Annotated in this window: 18 protein-coding genes; 12 read left to right on the forward strand and 6 right to left on the reverse strand. The window is 44.9% G+C overall.

Annotated elements, in window-relative coordinates; translation table 11 throughout:
• Window positions 1-18 precede the first annotated feature (18 nt).
• The 4 genes from dapF to GVV58_RS04860 form a co-directional block, all read right to left on the reverse strand.
• The gene (dapF, locus tag GVV58_RS04845) at window positions 19-864 is read right to left on the reverse strand and encodes a diaminopimelate epimerase (RefSeq protein WP_100534855.1); all 846 of its coding nucleotides are present in this window, start codon (window positions 862-864) and stop codon (window positions 19-21) included.
• Window positions 865-877: 13 nt separating this feature from the next.
• Window positions 878-2122 carry a diaminopimelate decarboxylase gene (gene lysA, locus GVV58_RS04850; RefSeq protein ID WP_159516087.1) on the reverse strand — a complete coding sequence of 415 codons (1245 nt, stop codon included), beginning with the start codon at window positions 2120-2122 and terminating at the stop codon, window positions 878-880.
• Between the two features lie 24 nt (window positions 2123-2146).
• Complete coding sequence (locus tag GVV58_RS04855; protein ID WP_005169961.1) at window positions 2147-2380, reverse strand: lipoprotein; 234 nt, start codon at window positions 2378-2380, stop codon at window positions 2147-2149.
• 131 nt (window positions 2381-2511) lie between these two features.
• Window positions 2512-3915 carry an amino acid permease gene (locus tag GVV58_RS04860; RefSeq protein ID WP_159516088.1) on the reverse strand — a complete coding sequence of 468 codons (1404 nt, stop codon included), beginning with the start codon at window positions 3913-3915 and terminating at the stop codon, window positions 2512-2514.
• Window positions 3916-4235: 320 nt separating this feature from the next.
• Here GVV58_RS04860 and GVV58_RS04865 point away from each other — a divergent pair, with 320 nt between their 5' ends.
• On the forward strand, window positions 4236-5582 hold the full coding sequence (locus GVV58_RS04865) for a sodium:alanine symporter family protein (RefSeq protein WP_005169960.1): 1347 nt from the start codon (window positions 4236-4238) through the stop codon (window positions 5580-5582).
• 100 nt (window positions 5583-5682) lie between these two features.
• Here GVV58_RS04865 and GVV58_RS04870 read toward each other — a convergent pair whose 3' ends face one another.
• Window positions 5683-6087 carry a hypothetical protein gene (locus tag GVV58_RS04870; protein ID WP_005169959.1) on the reverse strand — a complete coding sequence of 135 codons (405 nt, stop codon included), beginning with the start codon at window positions 6085-6087 and terminating at the stop codon, window positions 5683-5685.
• A 174-nt stretch (window positions 6088-6261) separates the two neighbouring features.
• On the opposite strand from GVV58_RS04870, the gene radA reads away from it, so the two are divergent.
• The 6 genes from radA to GVV58_RS04900 all read left to right on the forward strand — a co-directional run bounded on the left by radA (window position 6262) and on the right by GVV58_RS04900 (window position 12016).
• Window positions 6262-7653 (forward strand): DNA repair protein RadA, encoded by a 1392-nt coding sequence (gene radA, locus GVV58_RS04875; protein ID WP_159138228.1) that lies wholly within the window; start codon window positions 6262-6264, stop codon window positions 7651-7653.
• A gap of 118 nt (window positions 7654-7771) precedes the next feature.
• Window positions 7772-8776, forward strand: a complete 1005-nt coding sequence (locus GVV58_RS04880; protein ID WP_005169956.1) for a Tim44-like domain-containing protein — start codon at window positions 7772-7774, stop codon at window positions 8774-8776.
• 208 nt (window positions 8777-8984) lie between these two features.
• Window positions 8985-9341: a hypothetical protein gene (locus tag GVV58_RS04885; RefSeq protein WP_034608454.1), complete on the forward strand. Its 357-nt coding sequence runs from the start codon at window positions 8985-8987 to the stop codon at window positions 9339-9341.
• Window position 9342: 1 nt separating this feature from the next.
• Window positions 9343-11064, forward strand: coding sequence for a PepSY-associated TM helix domain-containing protein (locus GVV58_RS04890; protein ID WP_159516089.1), 1722 nt, complete (start codon window positions 9343-9345; stop codon window positions 11062-11064).
• Complete coding sequence (locus tag GVV58_RS04895) at window positions 11061-11399, forward strand: DUF3325 domain-containing protein (protein ID WP_100534857.1); 339 nt, start codon at window positions 11061-11063, stop codon at window positions 11397-11399. Before GVV58_RS04890 ends, GVV58_RS04895 begins: the two co-directional genes overlap by 4 nt.
• Window positions 11400-11497: 98 nt before the next feature.
• Window positions 11498-12016, forward strand: coding sequence for a tetratricopeptide repeat protein (locus tag GVV58_RS04900; RefSeq protein WP_005097675.1), 519 nt, complete (start codon window positions 11498-11500; stop codon window positions 12014-12016).
• A 34-nt stretch (window positions 12017-12050) separates the two neighbouring features.
• Here the strand turns inward: GVV58_RS04900 and GVV58_RS04905 are convergent, their stop codons facing one another.
• Window positions 12051-13079: a DUF4917 family protein gene (locus GVV58_RS04905; protein WP_252721255.1), complete on the reverse strand. Its 1029-nt coding sequence runs from the start codon at window positions 13077-13079 to the stop codon at window positions 12051-12053.
• 223 nt (window positions 13080-13302) lie between these two features.
• Here GVV58_RS04905 and ahcY point away from each other — a divergent pair, with 223 nt between their 5' ends.
• The 5 genes from ahcY to GVV58_RS04930 all read left to right on the forward strand — a co-directional run bounded on the left by ahcY (window position 13303) and on the right by GVV58_RS04930 (window position 21996).
• Window positions 13303-14685: an adenosylhomocysteinase gene (gene ahcY / locus GVV58_RS04910; protein WP_159516090.1), complete on the forward strand. Its 1383-nt coding sequence runs from the start codon at window positions 13303-13305 to the stop codon at window positions 14683-14685.
• A gap of 182 nt (window positions 14686-14867) precedes the next feature.
• Entirely contained in the window at window positions 14868-15704 is an 837-nt protein-coding gene (gene metF / locus GVV58_RS04915; protein WP_159516091.1) for a methylenetetrahydrofolate reductase [NAD(P)H], read from the forward strand.
• Window positions 15705-15812: 108 nt separating this feature from the next.
• Window positions 15813-16523 carry a 16S rRNA (uracil(1498)-N(3))-methyltransferase gene (locus GVV58_RS04920; protein WP_035337758.1) on the forward strand — a complete coding sequence of 237 codons (711 nt, stop codon included), beginning with the start codon at window positions 15813-15815 and terminating at the stop codon, window positions 16521-16523.
• 176 nt (window positions 16524-16699) lie between these two features.
• Window positions 16700-19576 carry a bifunctional diguanylate cyclase/phosphodiesterase gene (locus tag GVV58_RS04925; protein ID WP_159516092.1) on the forward strand — a complete coding sequence of 959 codons (2877 nt, stop codon included), beginning with the start codon at window positions 16700-16702 and terminating at the stop codon, window positions 19574-19576.
• A gap of 140 nt (window positions 19577-19716) precedes the next feature.
• Window positions 19717-21996 carry an NADP-dependent malic enzyme gene (locus GVV58_RS04930; RefSeq protein WP_100357854.1) on the forward strand — a complete coding sequence of 760 codons (2280 nt, stop codon included), beginning with the start codon at window positions 19717-19719 and terminating at the stop codon, window positions 21994-21996.
• Window positions 21997-22028 lie beyond the last annotated feature (32 nt).

The raw sequence follows: 22028 nt of genomic DNA on the forward strand, positions 1-22028 counted from the left end.
TTTAAAACTTAATGCCGATTAACCCTGAAAATAACGCAAATCCAGACGCCCTTCATACACGGTCGCCGTTGGTCCGGTCATCCAGACCACATCACCTTCTTTCCACTCGATCTGCAACTTGCCACCTGCCAGCTCGATTTCAACCTTGCTCGACAGCAGACCACGGCGCATCCCGGAAATGGCTGCGGCACAGGCACCTGTACCACAGGCCAGAGTCTCGCCGACACCACGTTCATACACACGCAAACGCGCATGTTTTTCATCAATGATCTGCATAAAGCCAGCATTGACCCGTGCCGGGAAACGCGCATGCGCTTCAACTTGTGGGCCAATACGTGCCACATCGGCAGCAATCACATCCGGTACAATCGTCACCGCATGTGGATTACCCATATTCACCACATCAATGCTCAGCTTTTCACCGCTAGCAAGCTCAATGTCATACAGGCTTTCCGGTGCATCGGCCAAAAATGGAATGTCCTGTGGCAGGAATTTCGGATAGCCCATATTGACCCGCACCCAGCCATTGGCACCCAATTCCGGTTCAACAATACCAGACTTCGTCTGTACCTTGATTTTGGTTTTGCTGGTCAGCTGACGGTCATGTACAAACTTGGCAAAACAGCGCACGCCATTGCCACATTGTTCTACTTCCGAACCATCGGCATTAAAAATCCGATATTTAAAATCTGCACTCGGTACGTCTGGTGGTTCAACCACCAGCAGCTGATCAAAACCAATACCAAAGTTACGATTGGCCAAGCGCTGAATGGTGACCGGATCCAAATAAGCGCGCTGGCTGATCAGATCAACCACCATAAAGTCATTGCCCAGACCATGCATCTTGGTAAATTCTAATAACATCTCGATTTAGTCCTTAAGGCAATAAACGCTCACGTTCCCAGAGTGATTCAATCGTCTCACGTTCACGAATCAGATGTGCCTGATCTGCATCAACCATCACTTCAGCCGCACGGCCGCGACTGTTGTAGTTTGAGCTCATCACAAAACCGTAGGCACCTGCGCCCAAGACTGCCAGTACATCATTTTCTTTGATTGCCAATTCACGCTCTTTACCGAGGAAATCACCGGTTTCACAGATCGCACCTACCACATCCCATTCTTTAGTTTCAGCATCATTACGCGGCGTCACTGGCTGAATGTCCATCCATGCTTCATATAAAGCCGGACGAATCAGGTCGTTCATCGCCGCATCAATGATGGCAAAATTACGATGATTGGTCGGTTTGAGCAGATCGACTTTGGTCAGCAATACACCCGCATTGGCAGAAATACTACGCCCCGGCTCCATATACACTTTCAGGCCCAATTTTTCTAATGCTGGACGTAGCGCATTGGCATATTCTTCAACCGATGGCGGGGTTTCATCTTTATAAGTCACCCCCAGACCACCACCAATATCGATGTGTTTGAGGTGGATACCCATTTCTTTGAGCTGGTCAATCATGACAATGACACGATCCAGCGCATCAACAAAAGGCTGGGTTTCGGTGAGCTGTGAACCGATATGACAGTCAATCCCGACCACATCCAGATTGGCCAGTGACGCCGCATATTGATAGGTTGCAAATACGCTATCAGATGGAATACCGAATTTATTTTCTTTTAGACCGGTTGAAATATAAGGATGGGTTTTGGCATCGACGTCCGGATTCACGCGCAATGAAATCGGCGCTTTAACATTCAATTCAGCCGCAACCTTTTGAATACGATCCAGCTCGGCATGAGATTCCACATTAAAGCAGGCAATGCCCACTTCTAAGGCTTTTTTGATATCCGCTTCAGATTTACCCAGGCCCGAAAATACGATTTTCGAAGGCTCACCACCGGCTTTTAGCACACGTGCCAATTCACCACCGGTCACAATATCAAAACCGGCCCCCTGTTTGGCCAATACATTCAATACCGCAAGATTGGAGTTGGACTTTACCGCGAAACAGATTTGATGATCGATAAAGTTAAAAGCACGGTCCATATCTAAAAAATGCTTTTCCAAGGTGGCTTTGGAATAAACATAGAGAGGTGTGCCAAATTGCTCTGCGAGCTGTTGTAATGAACATTGCTCAGCGTGCAATACCCCATTAATGCGGGTGAAACTCATGAAGGTATCCTTTCTTTGAAAGCGTTAAGGTGTAGTCGTTGAATCTGATGCTTCAGGCGCAGCAAACTGTTGTTGCACAGGGGCATCTCGTTTTTCATCGGAGGCTTTGGATTCAGCTTCGGTATTTTTATATAACAAATACTTGGCACGCTTGTCGTAATCTGGATCATTCGGCAAGTGCAACGCACCTGACTGCCCACAAGCTGCAAGAACAAGACTTGTCGCCAAGATACTGATGTAGCAAATGACTTGATGCATCTGACCACCTAATGTAATAGTTTCGATGAAGTATAACGCGATGATCACCATGACCAAAGCGCTAAAGCCTAGAGATTATCTTTAGCGATAAAAAAACGCCAGCAGATCGCTGACGTTTTTATTGATAAGGTTTATTTATGTTTCTGTTTATAGAAACCAAAATATCCAATGATTAGCAGGATAAACCAGATCGGACTGATCATCAGTGCCTGGCGGGTATCCTCTTCCAGCGCCAACACCACGATCATGCTCAGGAAGAATACGATCACAATCCAGCAGGTCACCAGACCGCCCGGCAACTTAAAGGTCGATTTGGCATGCAATTCTGGACGTGTTTTGTAGTACACGATATAGCTCCAGATAATGATGATCCAGACACAGATAAACAGAATCGTGGATAAAGTCGTTGCTAAAGTGAAAGCGCGGACGGTATCTGGAACGAAATACTGTAGTGCTGCACCCAGCAACAAACATACCGCAGAGAAATACAAGGCATTTGCCGGAACTGCACGACGGTTTAAGCGACCAAAGGCAAGTGGTGCCTGCTCTTCACGCGACAGACCGAACAGCATACGACTGGTCGAGAATACCCCACTGTTCATCGATGACATCACCGAGGACAACACCACCAGGTTCATGATGATCGCAGCTGCGGCAATACCAGCCTGACTAAACAGGTTCACAAAGGGCGAGATATTTGGATCAATCTGATTCCATGGCGTTACCGACATCACAATCAAAAGTGCCAGTACATAGAAAATAATGATACGGATCGGAATCGAGTTCACTGCTTTCGGCAGGTTCTTTTCCGGATCTTTGGTTTCAGCTGCGGTCGTACCCACCAGCTCTACACCCACGAAGGCAAAAATCGCAATCTGGAACCCGGCCAGGAAGCCCATCGCTCCAGTCGGGAAGATACCGCCATGTGACCAGATATGACTAAATGACGCAACTGTGCCGGCATCCGAGGTAAACCCGGTAAAGACCATCCACAGGCCAACGGCAATCAGCACCACAATCGCGATAATCTTGACCAGAGCAAACCAGAATTCCATTTCACCAAACAGTTTGACCGTGACCAGGTTCAAACCCATGATAAACACAATCGCGGCAACGCTGATCATCACTCCTTCTTCAGGACTAAAGGGCAAGCCATTATTGAAGAATTGCAGGTAATAAATAATCGCGGATAGATCTGCGATCCCGATAGTGATCCAGCACAGCCAGTAGGTCCAGCCAACAAAGTATCCGGCCCAAGGCCCGATCAGATCCGTGGCAAAATCAATGAATGATTTATATTGCAAATTCGAGAGCAACAACTCACCGAGTGCACGCATTACCAGAAATACCATAAAACCGATGATCATATAGATCACCAGAATAGAAGGACCTGCGAGACTGATGGTCTTGCCCGAACCCATAAACAGGCCGGTTCCGATGGCGCCACCAATGGCAATAAGCTGTAGATGCCGATTGGATAAACTTCGCTGTAACTCACCGTGCTCTGCCGATGAACTGTTATATTTTTCTGACATTATTGATTTCAACTTCGAGTTTTACTCGCGACAAATTAACGTAAAAAAGCCTGAATACAAAAAGAAAAATCACATCATTTGTATTTTCTGCCTAAACTGTAAAGTTCATTTATTTTTCTTATATCTCACTCGCGCCAGCTTAACGCTTATTTTTTCGACGCCCGAGATTCAAGAAACTTCTTGTCAAAGCAGCAAAACCATGTAAAAACTAGAACACAATTCCGCCATTTTAAGTATTCAGGATGAATACCGATGGCACAATAATTGCTTTTTAATCAATATCTCGAATTACATAGACATGGATCAATAAGAAGAATTTTATGCAAAATTTACAAAGTTTAATGGAGACTTTAAGCGGCTGGGTCTGGGGCCCTTATATGCTGGTACTGATTGTCGGCACCGGGATATTCCTCACTTTCCGCTTATTGTTCTGGCAATTCCGTATGCTGCCACTGGCCTTCAAACAGGTTTTTGGCAAGCATCCCGAGCACTCAGGTGATATTTCCCAGTTCGCTTCACTGATGACCGCACTGTCTGCCACGATTGGTACCGGTAATATTGCCGGCGTAGCCACCGCCTGTGTGCTGGGTGGTCCGGGTGCGGTCTTCTGGATGTGGATGACTGCGCTGTTTGGTATGGCGACTAAATACGGCGAAGGTGTCCTTGCAGTCAAATACCGAATTAAAAATGAAAAAGGTGAAATGTCGGGTGGTCCGATGTACTACATCGAACGTGGCCTGAAATGGAAATGGCTGGCGCTGATTTTTGCCTTGTTCGGGACACTGGCCTCTTTTGGGATCGGCAGTTCAGTGCAGTCCAATACTGTTGCACTGGCAGTTGAAAACAGTTTGGGGATCGAAACCTGGATGACCGGTATTATCATTACTGCCTTTTCAGCACTGGTGATTCTGGGCGGGATTAAATCGATTTCCAAGGCATCTTCGGTGATTGTTCCAATCATGGCGGTAGGCTATGTGGCTGGCGGTCTGATCATTATTCTCAACAATTTAGAACTGGTAGCACCTGCACTAAAAATGATCTTCACCTATGCTTTTACCGGTGAAGCTGCAGTAGGCGGTGCGATTGGTGCGGCGATTCGTTATGGTGTAGCACGTGGGGTATTCTCGAATGAAGCCGGCATGGGCTCTGCGCCGATTGCAGCCGCAGCAGCAAAAACCGACCATCCTGCCCGTCAGGGTCTGGTCTCTATGACCGGTACTTTTATTGACACCATTATTGTCTGTTCAATTACTGGTATTGTTCTGGTCATGGGCTACATCATGGCCGGTAATTCATTTGGTGATCAGACCGGTGCAGTACTGACGATTGGCGTGTTCGACAAACTCCTGCCCGGTGTCGGTGGCTGGGTGGTCACCTTCGGAATTATTTTCTTTGCTTATTCCACGATTTTAGGCTGGAGCTACTACGGCGAAAAATGTGCCACTTACTTGCTCGGCGAAAAGTTCGTTCTACCCTATCGTATTATTTATATTGCATCGGTTTTTGTCGGCTGTATCGCGACACTGGATCTGGTCTGGTTATTTGCCGATACCTTTAATGGTCTGATGGCGGTTCCCAACCTGATTGCATTGCTGTTATTGTCTGGCGTGATTGCCAAGGAATCGAAAGACTTCATCGCAAGACGTAAATCTGGTGAACTTTATTAACCGCCTTATTGCTTAAATCCCGAACCAAGAGAATAAAAAGCCACATCAATTGTGGCTTTTTATTATTAATTATTCGAAATTCAAATCCAATATTCATGTTCTATGAGCGTAAACCGCCCCATTCTGGTAATTTGCCGTCAGATTCGAGTTCAAGTGCCAGTCCTAAAGATAAAACAAAAAACTGAATACCTTCAATTTTCATATTGCCCTGATCATCTTCCAAATACTCGCTCAGTTTTTGATAAGTTTTATGCTGCAGGTCAAAAGGTACATCCAGATATAGACTGCCCGAATACACGTCACTGCGGACTGTGGGCTCAATGCCCAAACACGGTATATAACGGATACCCTGTTGCTCTAACCAGCCGATAAACATTTGCCGAACCGAGTGAGCGTCCTGATCTGGGTATACATACTGTTCAAAATGCACAAACAGCACATCACGGTTTTTTTCACGTGCGATCGCATCAATATGTTTCAGCAATTGTGACAAGATCTGTTCCATTTCAGCATAACAAGACGGGCATTATAGACGGCGTTGATACACAACATCCGAATAAGCACAAATAAAAACGACAAGCCTTGTCGTAAAAACCATGATTTCTCAGGTGAAAGGCTTGGTTTTAGATCACATTCACCGCTATGCTGTCAGTCAATTTCAATCGCTTCATCTTAAAATATGGCTAAAGCAAAAAGTGTCTATCGTTGTGAACAATGTGGTGCAGATCATCCGAAATGGTCGGGACAATGTTCGGAATGTGGGGAATGGAACAGCCTGACTGAGGTCAGCATTGCACCTGCGGTTACACATCGGGCTCAGCCAAAAATCGCGGGTGGATATGCAGGTCAGGCATCCACAATCACCACCTTAAATCAGGTCTCAGTCTCGCATGAAACACGCTTACCGACCGGTATCAGTGAGTTTGACCGGGTTCTGGGCGGCGGACTGGTAACGGGTTCAGTGGTTCTGATCGGCGGTGATCCCGGCATTGGTAAATCAACCATTTTGCTGCAAACAGCCACGCATATGGCCTCTGCCAAAAATCCGGCCTTATATGTCACCGGCGAAGAATCCCTGTCTCAGGTCGCATTACGTGCCCAGCGTCTGGATCTGCCAACCGATCAGCTCAAGGTCATGGCAGAAACCTGTGTCGAACGCATTTGTGAAGTACTGGCCCAGCAACGTCCTGCCGTCGCAATTCTGGACTCAATTCAAACCCTGTATACCGAGACCTTACAATCAGCTCCAGGTGGAGTCTCGCAGATTCGTGAATCCGCTGCCCTGCTGACCCGTTTTGCCAAAAACAGCGGTACCTCTTTATTTCTGGTCGGTCATGTCACCAAAGAAGGCGCCTTGGCAGGCCCACGCGTACTTGAGCATATGGTCGATTGTGTACTGTATTTTGAAGGTCAGTCCGATTCACGTTACCGGATGATCCGTGCCGTCAAAAACCGTTTTGGCGCGGTGAATGAACTCGGGGTGTTTGGCATGACCGACAAAGGGCTGCGCGAAGTGTCCAATCCATCTGCAATATTTTTAAGCCGTTATGATGAAGCGATTCCGGGCTCGATTGTCATGATCAGTCGTGAAGGCACGCGTCCACTCCTGGTCGAAGTACAGGCTTTGGTCGATGATGCGCATGGTCAGCCACGACGGGTCGCGCTGGGTCTGGACCAGAACCGCCTGAATATGCTCTTGGCCGTCATGCACCGGCATGGTGGTGTACAAACCTCAGGTCAGGATGTGTATGTCAATATTGTTGGTGGTCTTAAAATTACAGAAACCGGCTCCGATCTGGCGGTACTTCTGGCCTGCGCTTCCAGTATTCGTGGCAAGGCCTTACCACAACAACTGGCTGTTTTTGGGGAAGTCGGGCTGTCTGGTGAAATTCGTCCCGTGCCAAATGGACAGGAGCGTCTGAAAGAAGCGATCAAGCATGGTTTTAAATACATTATTGTGCCGCGTGGCAATGCACCGCAAAAAACCATTGCAGGCGTGCAGATTATTGCTGTTGCCCGTTTGCATGAAGCCCTGAGTGAAGCCATGTCTTTAAGTGATGAGCTAAATTAAGCATCAGGCAGTGAATTTGCAGTAAAGCGCAAAAAAATACAGATTTTTGATTGAAATTCCACACAAAGCCTATATAAATAGACTGTACAAATAGGTTTTATTCTCATAGGAAAAATGAATGCAAGTTCGACAGCGCGGTTTGATTACAGGTATCTTGACAGCAGTATTATTGGTTGCGCCTTTTGCTGCTGAAGCAAAACGTGCCGGTGGCGGTAAAAGTCACGGTATGCAACGTTCTGCACAGCCTACCCAATCTTATCAACAACCTCGTCAAGCTGCGCCTGCTCAACAAGCGCCAGCTGCCGGTGCTGCAACCCAGCAAAAATCTGGCCCAGGTGTGGGTGGTATGGTTGCTGCCGGTGTAGCGGGTGCTGCGATTGGTGCCGTAGCTGCCAATGCATTGGCCGATGATCAAAGTGTGGCAGCGTCTGAAGCTCAGGCGGCTCCAGCAGAAGAGGAAAAAGGTGGTATTCCAGGCTGGATCTGGATCCTGCTTGCTGCTGCTGTTGCCTTCTTCATTTTCCGTAAGATGGGCGCAAAAAAAAAAGTAGCTTCTAATCCATTTGCACCAAATAGCGGTGCTGGTAATACAGCACCTTTTGGTCAAGCACCGACTGCACCTCGCGGTGGTGACAATAGCAATATCTTTGGTCAGAATGTTGGTGGTCAAACGCCAAGTACTAATGCACCGTTTGGTTCTGCGCCGGTAAATACGGCGCCTTTCGGCACGGCTTATACCCAAAGTGGTAGCCAGTTACCGGATGGTACTGAACCTGCCGCGTTCTTGCGTGTCGCACGTCAGCGTTTTAACCACATTCAGTCTATGAATACGGCAAGCAATATTTCGGAAATTCAGCGTTACCTAACTCCTGATCTTTATCAGTCAATGCGTAATGACATCATGAGCAATCAGGATCAGGATGTTGCCGAGTTTTCAAATCTGAATGCCATGGTGGTAGATTCATCGACTGACAATGGTCAGTATATTGTCAGCGTACGCTTTACCGGTACGGTAAGCGAAGACTTGAACAGCTTGCCACAACCGTTTGCAGAAATCTGGCATTTCACTAAACCAGCAGGTTCAAATCAGGACTGGGTGGTTGCAGGTATTCAGCAAGACTAATTCTGAACAGATAATATTTAGACAGCGGCTTTCGAGCCGCTGTTTTTATTTTTAAAGCTTATATTTTTTAATACCCCCCTTTTAGCCTGTCCAATAGTTCTTTTTATTTTTCATATAAATAGTTTGATGTTTCGTATTTAAAATATAAACAATAATTGTTATCATTCGCATCGAAATAGCTTAACAAGTTTAATAGATAGAATTTTCGATGATGAGTAGTCCGAATATGCATGCAATAGCGACTGAAACAGTTACTGCACCGAGTCCATCGAGCAAAAATAAAGTTAAAGCAAATCTGCTGGTTTATCGTGGGATGATTTTATATCGCTTTCTTCTGGCTGGTGTCGGCGGTTATATGCTTGCCTCGCTGGCTGCCATCGTGATTGCCCAGATGTTTATGGATGCAGGAAGCAGTGCTGCCATGTCAGCCACCCTGATTGGTTTTAGCCTGAATACCGCAGCCTTTATTTGGGTATTTATGGTCAACAAAACTATCAAGGCAACGCTCGGAATCGTAATTCCCAGTGTTTTGCTCTATATCAGCTATAAATTCCTAGGAAATTAAGATGAGAGTAGATGCAAAACAGGAAGGGCCACGCCAGTCGATGTCATGGTTGCATACCTGGGCCAGTCTGATTTTAGGCTGGCTTTTATATGCGATTTTTTTAACTGGAACTTTAAGTTTTTTCCAGAATGAAATCAGCATCTGGATGAAACCGGAATTTCATCAGTCAGTCCCACAAAAGTCCCAAATCGAACAGACCCGTGTCGCATTGGCTTATCTGCAACAGCATCATCCGGATGCCGGCAGCTGGGCGATTCAGCTGCCTAACTCACGCCAGAATACCACCATACTGAATATTCGCGGTGCCGGTGAAGATCCGCGTGCCCGTCGTGGCGGTACCCGCCTAACCATTGACAGTGCAACCGGTGAAGTGCTGCAAGCCCGTGAAACACGCGGTGGTTCATTCTTATACCGTTTTCATTTTGAACTGTACGGACTGCCCCGAATCTGGGCGCGCTGGATTATCGGCATTGCAACCTTGCTCATGCTGGTGGCGATTATCAGCGGTGTCATTACCCATAAGAAAATTTTTAAGGATTTCTTTACTTTCCGTTCTGGCAAAGGTCAGCGCTCCTGGCTGGATGCCCATAATGCAACGGCGGTATTTGCCCTGCCGTTCCATATCATGATTACCTTTAGCGGTTTGTTACTGCTGCTGTTTACCCTGATGCCTTGGGGTGTCAACCAGATTTATGAAAATCGAGGTGCATTTCTGCAAGATCAACGTAAGAGCTTGATTCAGGACAATAGCGTTCAGGCTGAATCCGGTGATAGTGACCAGCGTCGACCGCGTAGTGAGGGAGAGAATCGTGGTGAACGTGGTGATATGTCTGCACGGGGTGAAGCTCGCCGTTCGCGTGGCGATGCGTCACCTGCCCGCCCTGCGCCATTGGCAGACTTAGCGCCCATTCTTGCAGCAGCAGAAAAGCAATGGAAAAACAATCCGGTTGCTACAATTAACATCATCCAGCCAAATACCGCCAAAGCTGAAATTGAACTTCGTGCCTTAAATGGGGTCAGCGTAGCCTATCGCAATGTTTATCCGAGTCTGGCTTTCAATGGCGTGACGGGTGAATTAAAGCCGGATCAAACCACACTGAAAACACCCTCGGTTGCAAACGGTATTTATAACGTATTTACCACACTGCATGAAGCACGTGGCGTGGACTTGGCTCTACGCTGGTTATTGTTCATGTCTGGTGTGGTCGGCACATTCATGATTGCGACTGGTTTGATTCTGTGGTGTGTCAAACGCGCACCACAACAACAAAAGCAAGGCTATAAATCTTTTGGTTATCGTCTTGTGGAAGTGACTAATATCGCGGCAATTATCGGTTTACCGATTGCCTGTGCTGCCTACTTTTATGCCAACCGTTTTATTCCGGCAGACATGGACATGCGTTTGAACTGGGAAATTCGCAGCTTCTTTATCATCTGGTTGCTGACCTTAGTTTATGCCATGATTCGTAGCAATCGTCAGGCCTGGCTAGAGCTGCTCCTGCTTGCAACAGCAGCATTTGCGCTACTCCCAATTGTAAACTTCCTGACCGGCGGTCAGGCAATCTGGAACAGCATCATGCATGGTCAGTGGATGATTGCTTCTTTTGATCTGGCGATGTGGGCGCTTGCAATCCTATTCTGGTTTGCATTCAAGAAAGTGAAAAACCATAAAGGCTTGCCGCCTAAAAAATCTAAAGTGATGCTCAAGGAGAATCAGGCATGATGTTCTTCTTATTGATTTGGGCTTTGACTTCTCTCGGTATGTTTGCACTTGCCGCGTCGATGTCCAAACATCAGAAACAGATCTTTGCTAAAGAGCTAGATGCTCCCAAAACCAAAATAGCCAGCATTCTTGGCTGGGTGATATTAACGATTGCGCTCATCCTGTGCCTGTTCGCAGGTACAATCAGTAACATGATCAGTTATTGGCTGGGCAGTTTAACTTTTGCAGCATTAGTCGTTGGTTTAAGCCTGAGCTATCTGGAAAGTAAAATTAAAGTAATCGCCTCAATCTGTGTGGTAATCGCCGTGATTTCAGCAATCATTTGCTTGGTCTAAAATTCTAATTTACCCCCTCATACTTGAAAAGCTGATCTTCGGATTGGCTTTTTTAATTTAAACCTTTAGTCTACGCATAATATTTTTGAGATGTTGATATGACCCAGCGTGTTTCTCCCTCTGCTGCCCTGACCAATCTTGCCTTAGCAGGCAATGCTGAAGCGCAATTTGAATTGGCTGAACTGTATATGCAAAGCGAGCATGATGATGACATTATTCTGGCTGAAGAATGGGCATTGAAAGCTGCCAACGGCGGACTGGTTGATGCGATGTACTGGTTAGGTGAAGGTTATACCGTTTATGCCAAAGAACTGGCTGAAGAAGATCCAGAAGAATCTAAAGCTCACTTTGAGTTAGCCTATTACTGGCTAAGTAAGGCCAATATCGAGAAGCATCCTGCTGCGACTTTAGAGTTGGCCGGTTTCTACCGTCGCGGTGATGTAATTGAAAAAGACGTGGAAAAATCGATTGCTTTGGTCAAACAGGCTGCGGAACTTGGCGAAGTTCAAGCAATGCGCGATCTTGCATTTATTTATGCCAATGGTTTAGGCGTAGATGGCGATGAAGAACAGGCTGAGTTCTGGACTCAAAAAGCAGATGCTGCTGAAACTAAATAAGTAAGAAAAGCCCGTCAGATGATGGGCTTTTTATTTAAGGATTATTCCAACAACCTGAACTTTGGCTGTCAAAAAATTCTACTTCGATATTTGGAGCTACTTTTTCATTTTTTATAAGCCTATAAATTCGATGGCACTCTTCCTGATTATTTTGAAATATAGAAATAGCCACCTTACCTGATTGGTTGTTCTTAAATATCTGCTTTACCAAATGTGATTCCTGCTTGCCTAAGCTCCAGCCATAAATGACTAAATTAGCTTTTTGAGTTATTAAATCTGGTAGAACTTCATAGAAAATAGTACTCAAATAGGGACTACTTTTTATAGATTCAAGCTTTTTAGTTCCCGTACCCTCGGCAACAAATAAAGGAATTTTATTATCTTCCCATTGTGAAGTAATAACTTCTAACAAATCCTCAAAATCCCCTCTTTGAACTTTAGTTTCGGTATTTTTTGCATCTCTGAAAATAGATAAATTACCATGTTGATAAAGACTCAAAGTTACTTCTTTTTCCTTACGAATAGGATTTCTCAAATCTTGCCAATTATTTCTAAATAGCCCGCTACCTTGAAAACAATCTTTAAATCTATGTCCATCTTCATTTCTATTTCCATACATTAAAATCCAATACAGGATTAAATCGTAATTAAGGGAGACTACTGTTCTAAATTGTTTTGTAAATTGATATAGCTGAGGTAATTGATCCGCGATATCAGAATGTTCACAATGAACTTCCTTCACCACTTTAATAAGAGCTTCTTTTATATTTTCGTAAGCTGAATCAATTTTTTGATCAATTATTCCCAAATGCTTATTTACTAACTTCGCATGCCAAACCAATCGTAAAATTAATTCAAAATCAGATGTATCAAACTCAATAGAAAGTTTAGATATATCCTCATTAAAAAGTCTTAATTTTTCAGCCTCTTCTTTTAAAGAATCAAAACGAAATTTTTGATGCAAAGCAACACTCGCCCCATTACCAATAATTAAATTGCCATTCTCATAATCATCCTTAATTTCAGCCCAGTCTTTGATTGCATACTCAAAACCATCATTCATAGTTTATTCTCAAAATTTTCTTATTAGTCAGATAATAATCAATTTAAGATTGGAACAAAATCAATTTCCAAGTACAATACTGCGCTAGTCGAGGGATGCTGCGACGTTTTACAGGCACTAAATGTAAAATCGCTAGGCTCGACCATCGGTCAGACATTCGTTCTGATCAACAACGGCATCCGCGAACAGAACGATCCAATCTATTTTTTCCTAGGAGATCCTGATGAACGCGGTTACTGCTTCATTTACAGATTACAAAGTTGCTGATATTTCACTTGCTGATTACGGCCGTAAAGAAATTAAACTTGCAGAAGCTGAAATGCCAGCCCTAATGGGTCTGCGTAAACGCTATGCTGCTGCTAAACCACTTGCTGGCGCGAAAATTCTCGGCTGTATCCACATGACTATTCAAACCGCTGTTCTTATTGAAACACTGGTTGAATTGGGCGCTGAAGTTCGCTGGACTTCATGTAACATCTTCTCTACTCAAGATCACGCTGCTGCTGCAATCGCGGCTGCGGGTATTCCTGTGTTTGCCTGGAAAGGCGAAACTGAAGAAGAATACATGTGGTGTCTTGAACAACAGATCAATGTCAATGGCACGCCTTGGGATGCCAACATGATTCTTGACGATGGCGGTGATTTAACGCTACTTGTTCATGAAAAATACCCAGAAGTGATTGCTAAAATCCACGGTGTCACTGAAGAAACAACGACAGGTGTTCAACGTCTGTATGAAATGCTTCGTGATGGCACTTTAAAAGTTCCTGCAATCAACGTAAACGATTCAGTAACGAAATCTAAAAACGACAACAAATACGGTTGCCGCCACTCACTCAATGATGCCATCAAACGCGGTACAGATATGCTTTTATCTGGCCGTCGTGCGCTTGTAATTGGTTACGGTGACGTAGGTAAAGGTTCTGCTCAATCACTTCGTCAAGAAGGCATGATTGTACGCGTCACTGAAGTTGATCCAATCTGCGCAATGCAAGCATGCATGGACGGTTACGAAGTTGTTTCTCCATACAAAAATGGCGTACAAACTGGCAAGAAAGAAGACATCAATGTTGACCTTCTTCAGAATACTGACCTGATCGTGACTACAACGGGTAACTACCACGTATGTGACGCTGCAATGCTTGATTCATTAAAAGCTGGCGCAGTTGTTTGTAACATCGGTCACTTTGATACTGAAATTGATACAGCTTACCTACGTGGCTACAAGTGGGTTGAAGTTAAACCTCAAGTACACCAGGTGTATCGTTCAGAAAATGAAAATGATTACCTGATCCTTCTTTCTGAAGGCCGTTTGGTGAACCTTGGTAATGCGACTGGTCACCCATCACGTATTATGGATGGTTCATTTGCCAACCAGGTATTGGGTCAAATGCATTTATTCGCTGAGAAATTTGCTGATCTTCCAGAATCTGAAAAAGCTGCACAAATTCGTGTAGAACTTCTTCCTAAGAAATTAGATGAAGAAGTTGCTGCTGCGATGGTTGCTGGTTTCGGTGGTGTCTTGACTCAATTGACTCAAGAACAAGCGGATTACTTAGGCGTTCAAGTTGAAGGTCCATTCAAGTCTGATGCTTATAAATACTAATTAAACTCCACCCTCTCCCTAACCCTCTCCCATAGGGAGAGGGAACATTCATTACCAAATGTATGTCATCGAGGGTAAATCCTCTCCTGAGCGTGCTTAAAGCACTGCTTTGAAGCTCAGCGCAAGAGAGGATTTAGGAGAGGTAAAACTAATTAAAAAGTATTTATAAAAAGGATTTGAACATGTCTAAACAGATTCCAATTTCATTTGAATTCTTCCCGACCAAAACTGATGTAGGTGCGGAAAAACTCAAAGTGGTTCATCAAGAACTACAATTGCTCAATCCAGAATTCTTTTCTGTGACCTATGGTGCTGGCGGTTCGACCCGTGAACGTACCCTGTCTACCATCAAAGACTTTAATGGCAAAGGTGCACCTGTTGCCCCTCACCTGTCATGTATCGGCGATGACAAAGCGCGTATTGCAGAACTGCTTGATCTGTACAAATCACAAGGCATTGACCGTATTGTTGCCCTCCGCGGTGACTTGCCATCAGGTCAGGTTGGTTTGGGTGAATTACCCTATGCCGCTGATCTGGTTCGCTTTATCCGTGAATATTCAGGCGATCATTTCAAGATTGAAGTCGCAGCTTATCCGGAAATGCATCCTCAGGCAGAAAGCTTTGATCAAGACATCCAGCACTTTGTTGAAAAAGTACAAGCTGGTGCCAATGCAGCATTAACCCAGTTTTTCTTCAATCCAGATGCTTATTTCTACTTTGTAGATCGCATCCAGAAAGCCGGAGTTGATATTCCTGTGGCGCCGGGCATTATGCCAATCACCAATGCCAGCAACCTGATCCGCTTTGCGGACGGTACCGGTGCCGAGATTCCACGCTGGATTCGCAAGCAACTGGCAACCTATGGTGATGATACTGCCAGCATCAAAGCCTTTGGCCACGAAGTTGTGGTTAAATTCTGTGAGCGTCTGCTTGCAGGTGGTGCACCAAGCTTGCACTTCTACACCATGAACTCCACTGATCCTACACGCCAACTTGTAAAAGACTTAGGTCTAGCATAAGTTTTTAGGCTGCATTGATCTCACCCATTTTCTCCCCTTGGGAAAAACACAAAGAGGGTGTAAATAGCAATGCAGTCTTGTTTTGTTCCATCTGAGAGTAATCCCTCCATGCCACGTTTTTTTATTGAAGCAGACTTAAATGTTGATACTACGGTTGAGTTAACGGAAACCGTTTTTCATCATTGGGTAAAGGTATTACGTGCTCAAGCGGGCGAAACCGCGACCCTGTTCAATGGACAGGGTGGCGAATATGAAGTGACCTTAACTGAAGTTGCTAAGAAATCAGCCACAGTATCGGTCAATGCATTTAATCTGGCTAATCGCACACCCAAGTTCCAGGCCTTGCTCGGTCAGGTGATGAGCAAAGGCGACCGCATGGATTATGCGATTCAAAAAGCTGTGGAATTGGGCGTTTCCGAAATTCAGCTGCTGACTTCGGATCGTTGTGAAATGCGCTTGAAGTATGATCGTGACCAGAAAAAACTGGATCACTGGCAAGGGATCGCGATTGCAGCATGTGAACAGTGTGGACTGAATATTGTGCCTAAAATTTTAGCACCAATATCACTTGAAAAATGGTTGGAAACCGAGCTACCCAAGACCAAACTGGTTTTGGCGCCCAATAAAGATGAAACAGATGTACTGGCAGATGCGACCCTGGATATTGCACTGCTGATTGGCCCTGAAGGCGGTCTCAGTGAGGCAGAAATTACAGCAGCAAATGCAAAAGGTTTTCTAAACTGGTGTATTGGTGAACGCGTACTACGTACCGAAACAGCCCCTGTCGTGGCCCTTTCAATTTTGAACTATAATCTCTAGTTCATCAGGCCAGTAAAAATTTGTCTTTAATTTTGTTGATTTTTATTCCTAAGACCTCTAATCTCGACGAAAGAATAATAACTATTGATGAGTTAATTTTACACATTTCCTGGAGTTTTTTTATAAGAACAATACATAGGGAAAAACGTTTAGGATGAATACAGGCATTGAATCACATGGTTGATAAGCAAGACGACTATATCCAGCAGCATTTGCATCATGCCCAGATTGCGAACACACTTCGCCATAGTCGCTATTTTTTAATCAGTATAATGGTGATTTGCCTTTATATTTTTTGTATTTATCACCTTCAATATCGTCCTTCCAATACCTATTTTAATATCTGGTTTATTCTGACCGAGCTACTGGTCAGTATGTGCTGGTTGGTGAGCACACTTTATTTTAAGCCTGAACAATATGATTTAAAAGGCGCACATCGCTGGTTACAGATTCAGAGTCTTGCCGTCGGGAGCTGTATTGCTGTCGGTATTTATACAATTTATTACTATTTGCCACAGGCCAATCCTGCATTCGAAGATATTGAAGCACTGACCTTGTCTGCTCTGCTCCTGATTGTGACTCAGGCATTTGGCTTGACTTATCTGACCCAAAAACTCAGTTATTTCTGCCTAGTATTTTTACCCTCTTTATTCCCTTTTTTATTGTCGCAAATTTATCATGTCAGCCTTTCCAATCCCTTCTTCGGTCTGGCCTTAAATTTTGCGGTGATTGTCATTCTGCTGTGTGCCAATAGTAGTTATCGTATTCATCGCCGGACATCGCGCTTGTATGCAGAAAACAGTCTGCTGGTTAAAAATGCCGAACAGCAAGTGGCCTGGACTGATGAGCTGTGCCAGCAACTGCAAACTGAAGTCAATAAATCCAAAGATATTGAATTACAGTTACAGCTCAACAATCAATTACTGGAACAAAAAGTACGAGAACGTACCTATGATATTGAACAGATTAATTATCATTTGAAAAATCAGCAACAGAACCTGGATCTTGCCCATGAGATTGCCGGCATTCGCCCATGGGACTGGAATATCAAAGACCGCCTCATTACCCTGACCAATCATAAAGATGAAAAAATTCTGCGTGATTCCAAAGATCATCATCTGCAATTAGAGCATCTGATTCACCCTGATGATCTGGACTATTTTAAGCGCAACATGAAACAGCATTTACGTGGTCAGATTGAGCGTTATGATGCCACTTACCGGATTCTGCTCAGTGATGGCAGCTGGAACTGGGTGCATGATATTGGCCGCGTGATTAGCCGTGATCCTAAAAATAACAAACCTTTGCGAATGGTGGGTATTCGTCGTGATATTCAGCAGGAACGTATTTCTCAAGAACGTTTAAAACTGGTTGCCAGTGTACTGGAACAGGCCGCGGAAGGGATTTTTATTCTCAATCCTGAACTGTATTATATTGATGTCAATCCTCACTATGAATACCTGAGTGGCTTTGAGCGTGAGCAGATCATCGGTAAGTCTTTATTCGATCTTGTTGCACAAAATAAAGCTGAACAGCGCAGTAACCATGCCAGTATTATCAAACAGCTTCAAAAGATTGGCTCCTATGATGGCGAGGTATACGCCAAATTCATGTCGGGCAAACAATCCGCCTTATGGTTACACATCAATGCCGTCACCGATGATGAAGGCCGGATTACCCATTATGTCGGGATTGTCTCGGATCTGACCGAACGCAAATTACAGGAACAGCGCCTGTCTTATCTGGAAAATTATGACCCACTGACCGATTTACCGAATCGTTTCTATTATAACTATCAGCTGCATCAATATCTGGTCTCGCAAAAAGACTCCATTCAGCAGATGGCCGTGATTCGCCTAAATATCGATCGCTTCCGTCCATTAAATGAATATCTATCCAATAATGGCGGGGACGAACTTTTACGTCAGGTCGCGCAGCGCCTGCGCATGAATAATGCAGAAGCCTTGTTTGTGGCACATCTGAATGGTGATGATTTTGCAATTATCTATGAGATTTCACATATTCGCCCTTCAGTACAGCGACACTGTGAACGCATCGCTCAGGCATTTACCACTCCATTTAATATTTACGGTCAGGATTATGTGATCACGCTTTCCATGGGCGTGGCATTTTATCCAGATCATGGTCGTCAACTCGATTATTTAAACAACTGTGCCGAACAGGCCCTGAACGAAGCTAAAAATCTGGGCGGCAATACCATTCACTTTTATTCTAATCAAAGTGATGGCTTACAAGAAACGGGGATTTTTCTGGAACGGGATTTGCGTAAAGCCATCCAGAATAATGAGCTGATTGTTTATTATCAGCCAAAAATTAATTTCAGTGATCAGCGCATTTATGGCTTTGAAGCCTTGATTCGCTGGAATCATCCCGAAAAAGGCATTATTCCACCCGGCTTGTTTATCCCTTTAGCCGAACAGACCAGCCTGATTTCAGATATTGGCCGTCTGGTCATCCAGCAGACAGCCAAACAGATCCGCCAATGGAATAATCTGGGCTTTAATCATATTTGTGTATCAGTCAACGTCGTGGCGCAGCAATTGCGCCGCGGTCAGTTACTCGATGATCTGGATCAGGCCATTGCCGATAACCAGATTTCAGGTGCCAGTCTGGAACTGGAAATTACCGAATCGTCTTTAATTGAAAATTCGGAAGCAGTCAAAAACCTGCTGAACGAAATCAAACAGCGACAGATCCATATTGCTCTGGATGATTTTGGCACGGGTTATTCATCCCTGTCCTATCTTGCTGATTTCCCGATTGATACCCTAAAAATTGACCGCAGTTTTGTGTCCAAGATTGGTAAAAACAAACAGGAAGCCATTGTCAGTGCCATGGTGGCGATGGGTAAAGCCATGGGCATGACCGTAGTGGCAGAAGGCATCGAGACTGAAGAGCAGTTAGCATATCTGCGTGATTTAGACTGTGATATCGCTCAAGGATATTTATTCTCCAAACCGCTGCCAGAAGAGGAAGCCACTGCGTATTTGACACAAAATATGACCAATGACTCTTATACTTATCAAGTCTAAGTTTATACCCTCTCCCAATAAGATTGTTGGAAAAACGGCCGTCTTTGGCTGTGCGAACTGGCGAACAAATGGTATATTCGGGGACATAAATAAATTTTTTACCCGCTGACCGGGTAATCTTTACAACGATCGAGAGACTGATGGACGAACAATCTTTAAAGCAACAGGCCCTTTACTATCACGAGTTTCCTACCCCGGGGAAAATCAGCGTTACACCAAGCAAACAATTGGTCAACCAACGTGACTTAGCCCTTGCTTACTCGCCTGGCGTAGCTGCACCATGTCTTGAGATTGAACGCGATCCTTCAACTGCTGCATTGTATACCGCACGCGGTAATCTGGTCGCTGTAGTGACCAACGGTACTGCGGTGCTGGGCCTGGGTAATATTGGTCCTCTGGCTTCTAAGCCAGTCATGGAAGGCAAAGGCGTATTATTTAAAAAATTCGCCGGTGTTGATGTATTCGATATCGAAATCGCTGAAAATGATCCAGATAAAATTGTAGATATTATCGCATCCTTAGAGCCGACTTTTGGCGGGATTAACCTTGAAGATATCAAGGCGCCAGAATGCTTCTACATCGAGCAAAAACTGCGTGAACGCATGAATATTCCGGTATTCCATGATGATCAGCACGGTACTTCAATTATTGTTGGTTCTGCGTTACTGAATGCCCTGCAAATTAATGGCAAAAAAATTGACGAAATCAAGATTGTGGCATCAGGTGCGGGTGCTGCAGCGCTATCTTGCTTAAATCTGCTGTGTGCTTTGGGCGCTAAAAAAGAAAACATCATCGTTGCCGATTCACGTGGTCTGCTGACCACGCATCGTGAAGGTCTGGATGAATCTAAAAAAGCGTATGTACAGGACATTGAAGCCACTCAGCTTGGTGATGTGATCGCGGGTGCAGACATGTTCCTTGGTCTTTCTGCTGCCGGCATCCTGACCAAAGAAATGGTTAAGGTGATGGCCAAAGATCCGATCATTTTCGCACTGGCGAATCCGGATCCAGAAATTCTGCCTGAACATGCACACGAAGTTCGTGATGATGTGATCATGGCCACTGGCCGTTCTGACTATCCAAACCAGGTCAATAACGCACTTTGCTTCCCGTACATCTTCCGTGGGGCATTAGACGTTGGTGCAACCACGATTAACGAAGAAATGAAAATTGCCTGTGTACATGCAATTGCGCGTATGGCACACGTCGAAGCGGATGCTGCAACTTATGGTGAGAAATCGGCATCATTTGGCCGTGAATACCTGATTCCGGGTCCACTAGATCAACGCCTGATTCTTGAAATCGCACCTGCAGTGGCACAAGCAGCCATGGATTCGGGTGTAGCAACACGTCCAATTAAAGATTTCTCGCATTATCGTCAACGTTTGTCTGAGTTTGTCTATAACTCGGCATTCGTGATGAAACCGATCTTTGAACAGGCAAAATCGAATCCTAAGCGTATTGCCTATGCGGAAGGTGAAGACCTGCGTGTACTTCGCGCCGTTCAAATTGCAGTCGATGATGGTTTGGCGATCCCTATTCTGGTCGGTCGTCCAGCCGTGATTGAAGCCAATATCAAAAAATTGGGTCTACGTCTTGAAGATGGCGTGAATATCACGATTGTTGATCAGGAAAAGAATCCGAATTATGAGTTGTTTGCAGACGATTATTACCAGATCATGCAGCGTAAAGGCGTAACGCCTGAATATGCACAGCGTGAAGCGCGTCGTCGCTCTACCTTAATTGCATCGATGCTGGTCAAACATGGCATGGCAGATGGCATGCTCTGTGGTACTTATTCAAGCTACGACATTCATCTGGACTTCGTCAGCAACATCATTGGCAAAAAAGAAGGTCATAACACTTTCTTTACCCTAAATGCCTTGATGCTTGAAGATCGCAACCTGTTCATTGCCGACACCTATGTCAACACCAATCCAACGGCTGAACAGCTGGCGGAAATGACCATTCTGGCTGCTGAAGAAGTGCGCCGTTTTGGTATGACCCCACGTATTGCCCTGCTTTCTCACTCAAGTTTCGGTTCAGACCAGCATGATGCCAGCGCGCAAAAAATGCGTAAGGTATATGACATCCTGTCTGAAATCGCGCCTGAGCTAGAAGTTGAAGGTGAAATGCACGGTGATGCTGCACTGGATGAAAATATTCGCCAGTTTGCCTTCCCGAACTCACGTTTTAAAGGTTCTGCAAACTTACTGATCATGCCGAATCTGGATGCTGCCAACATTTCGTTTAACTTGTTGAAAGCAACTTCAGGCAACAACGTGACGATTGGCCCAATTCTGTTGGGTGCTGCGAAGCCGGTACATATCTTGACTCCGACTGCGACTACGCGTCGCGTGGTGAACATGACTGCACTTACCGTTGCAGAAATCCAGCAAGCGGAACAAGACGCACTTTAATCCAATGACAAGATAACGACGCATCCGCCTCG

The sequence above is a fragment of the Acinetobacter sp. 18QD2AZ41W genome, assembly GCF_009829025.1.
Taxonomy (GTDB): domain Bacteria; phylum Pseudomonadota; class Gammaproteobacteria; order Pseudomonadales; family Moraxellaceae; genus Acinetobacter; species Acinetobacter pseudolwoffii.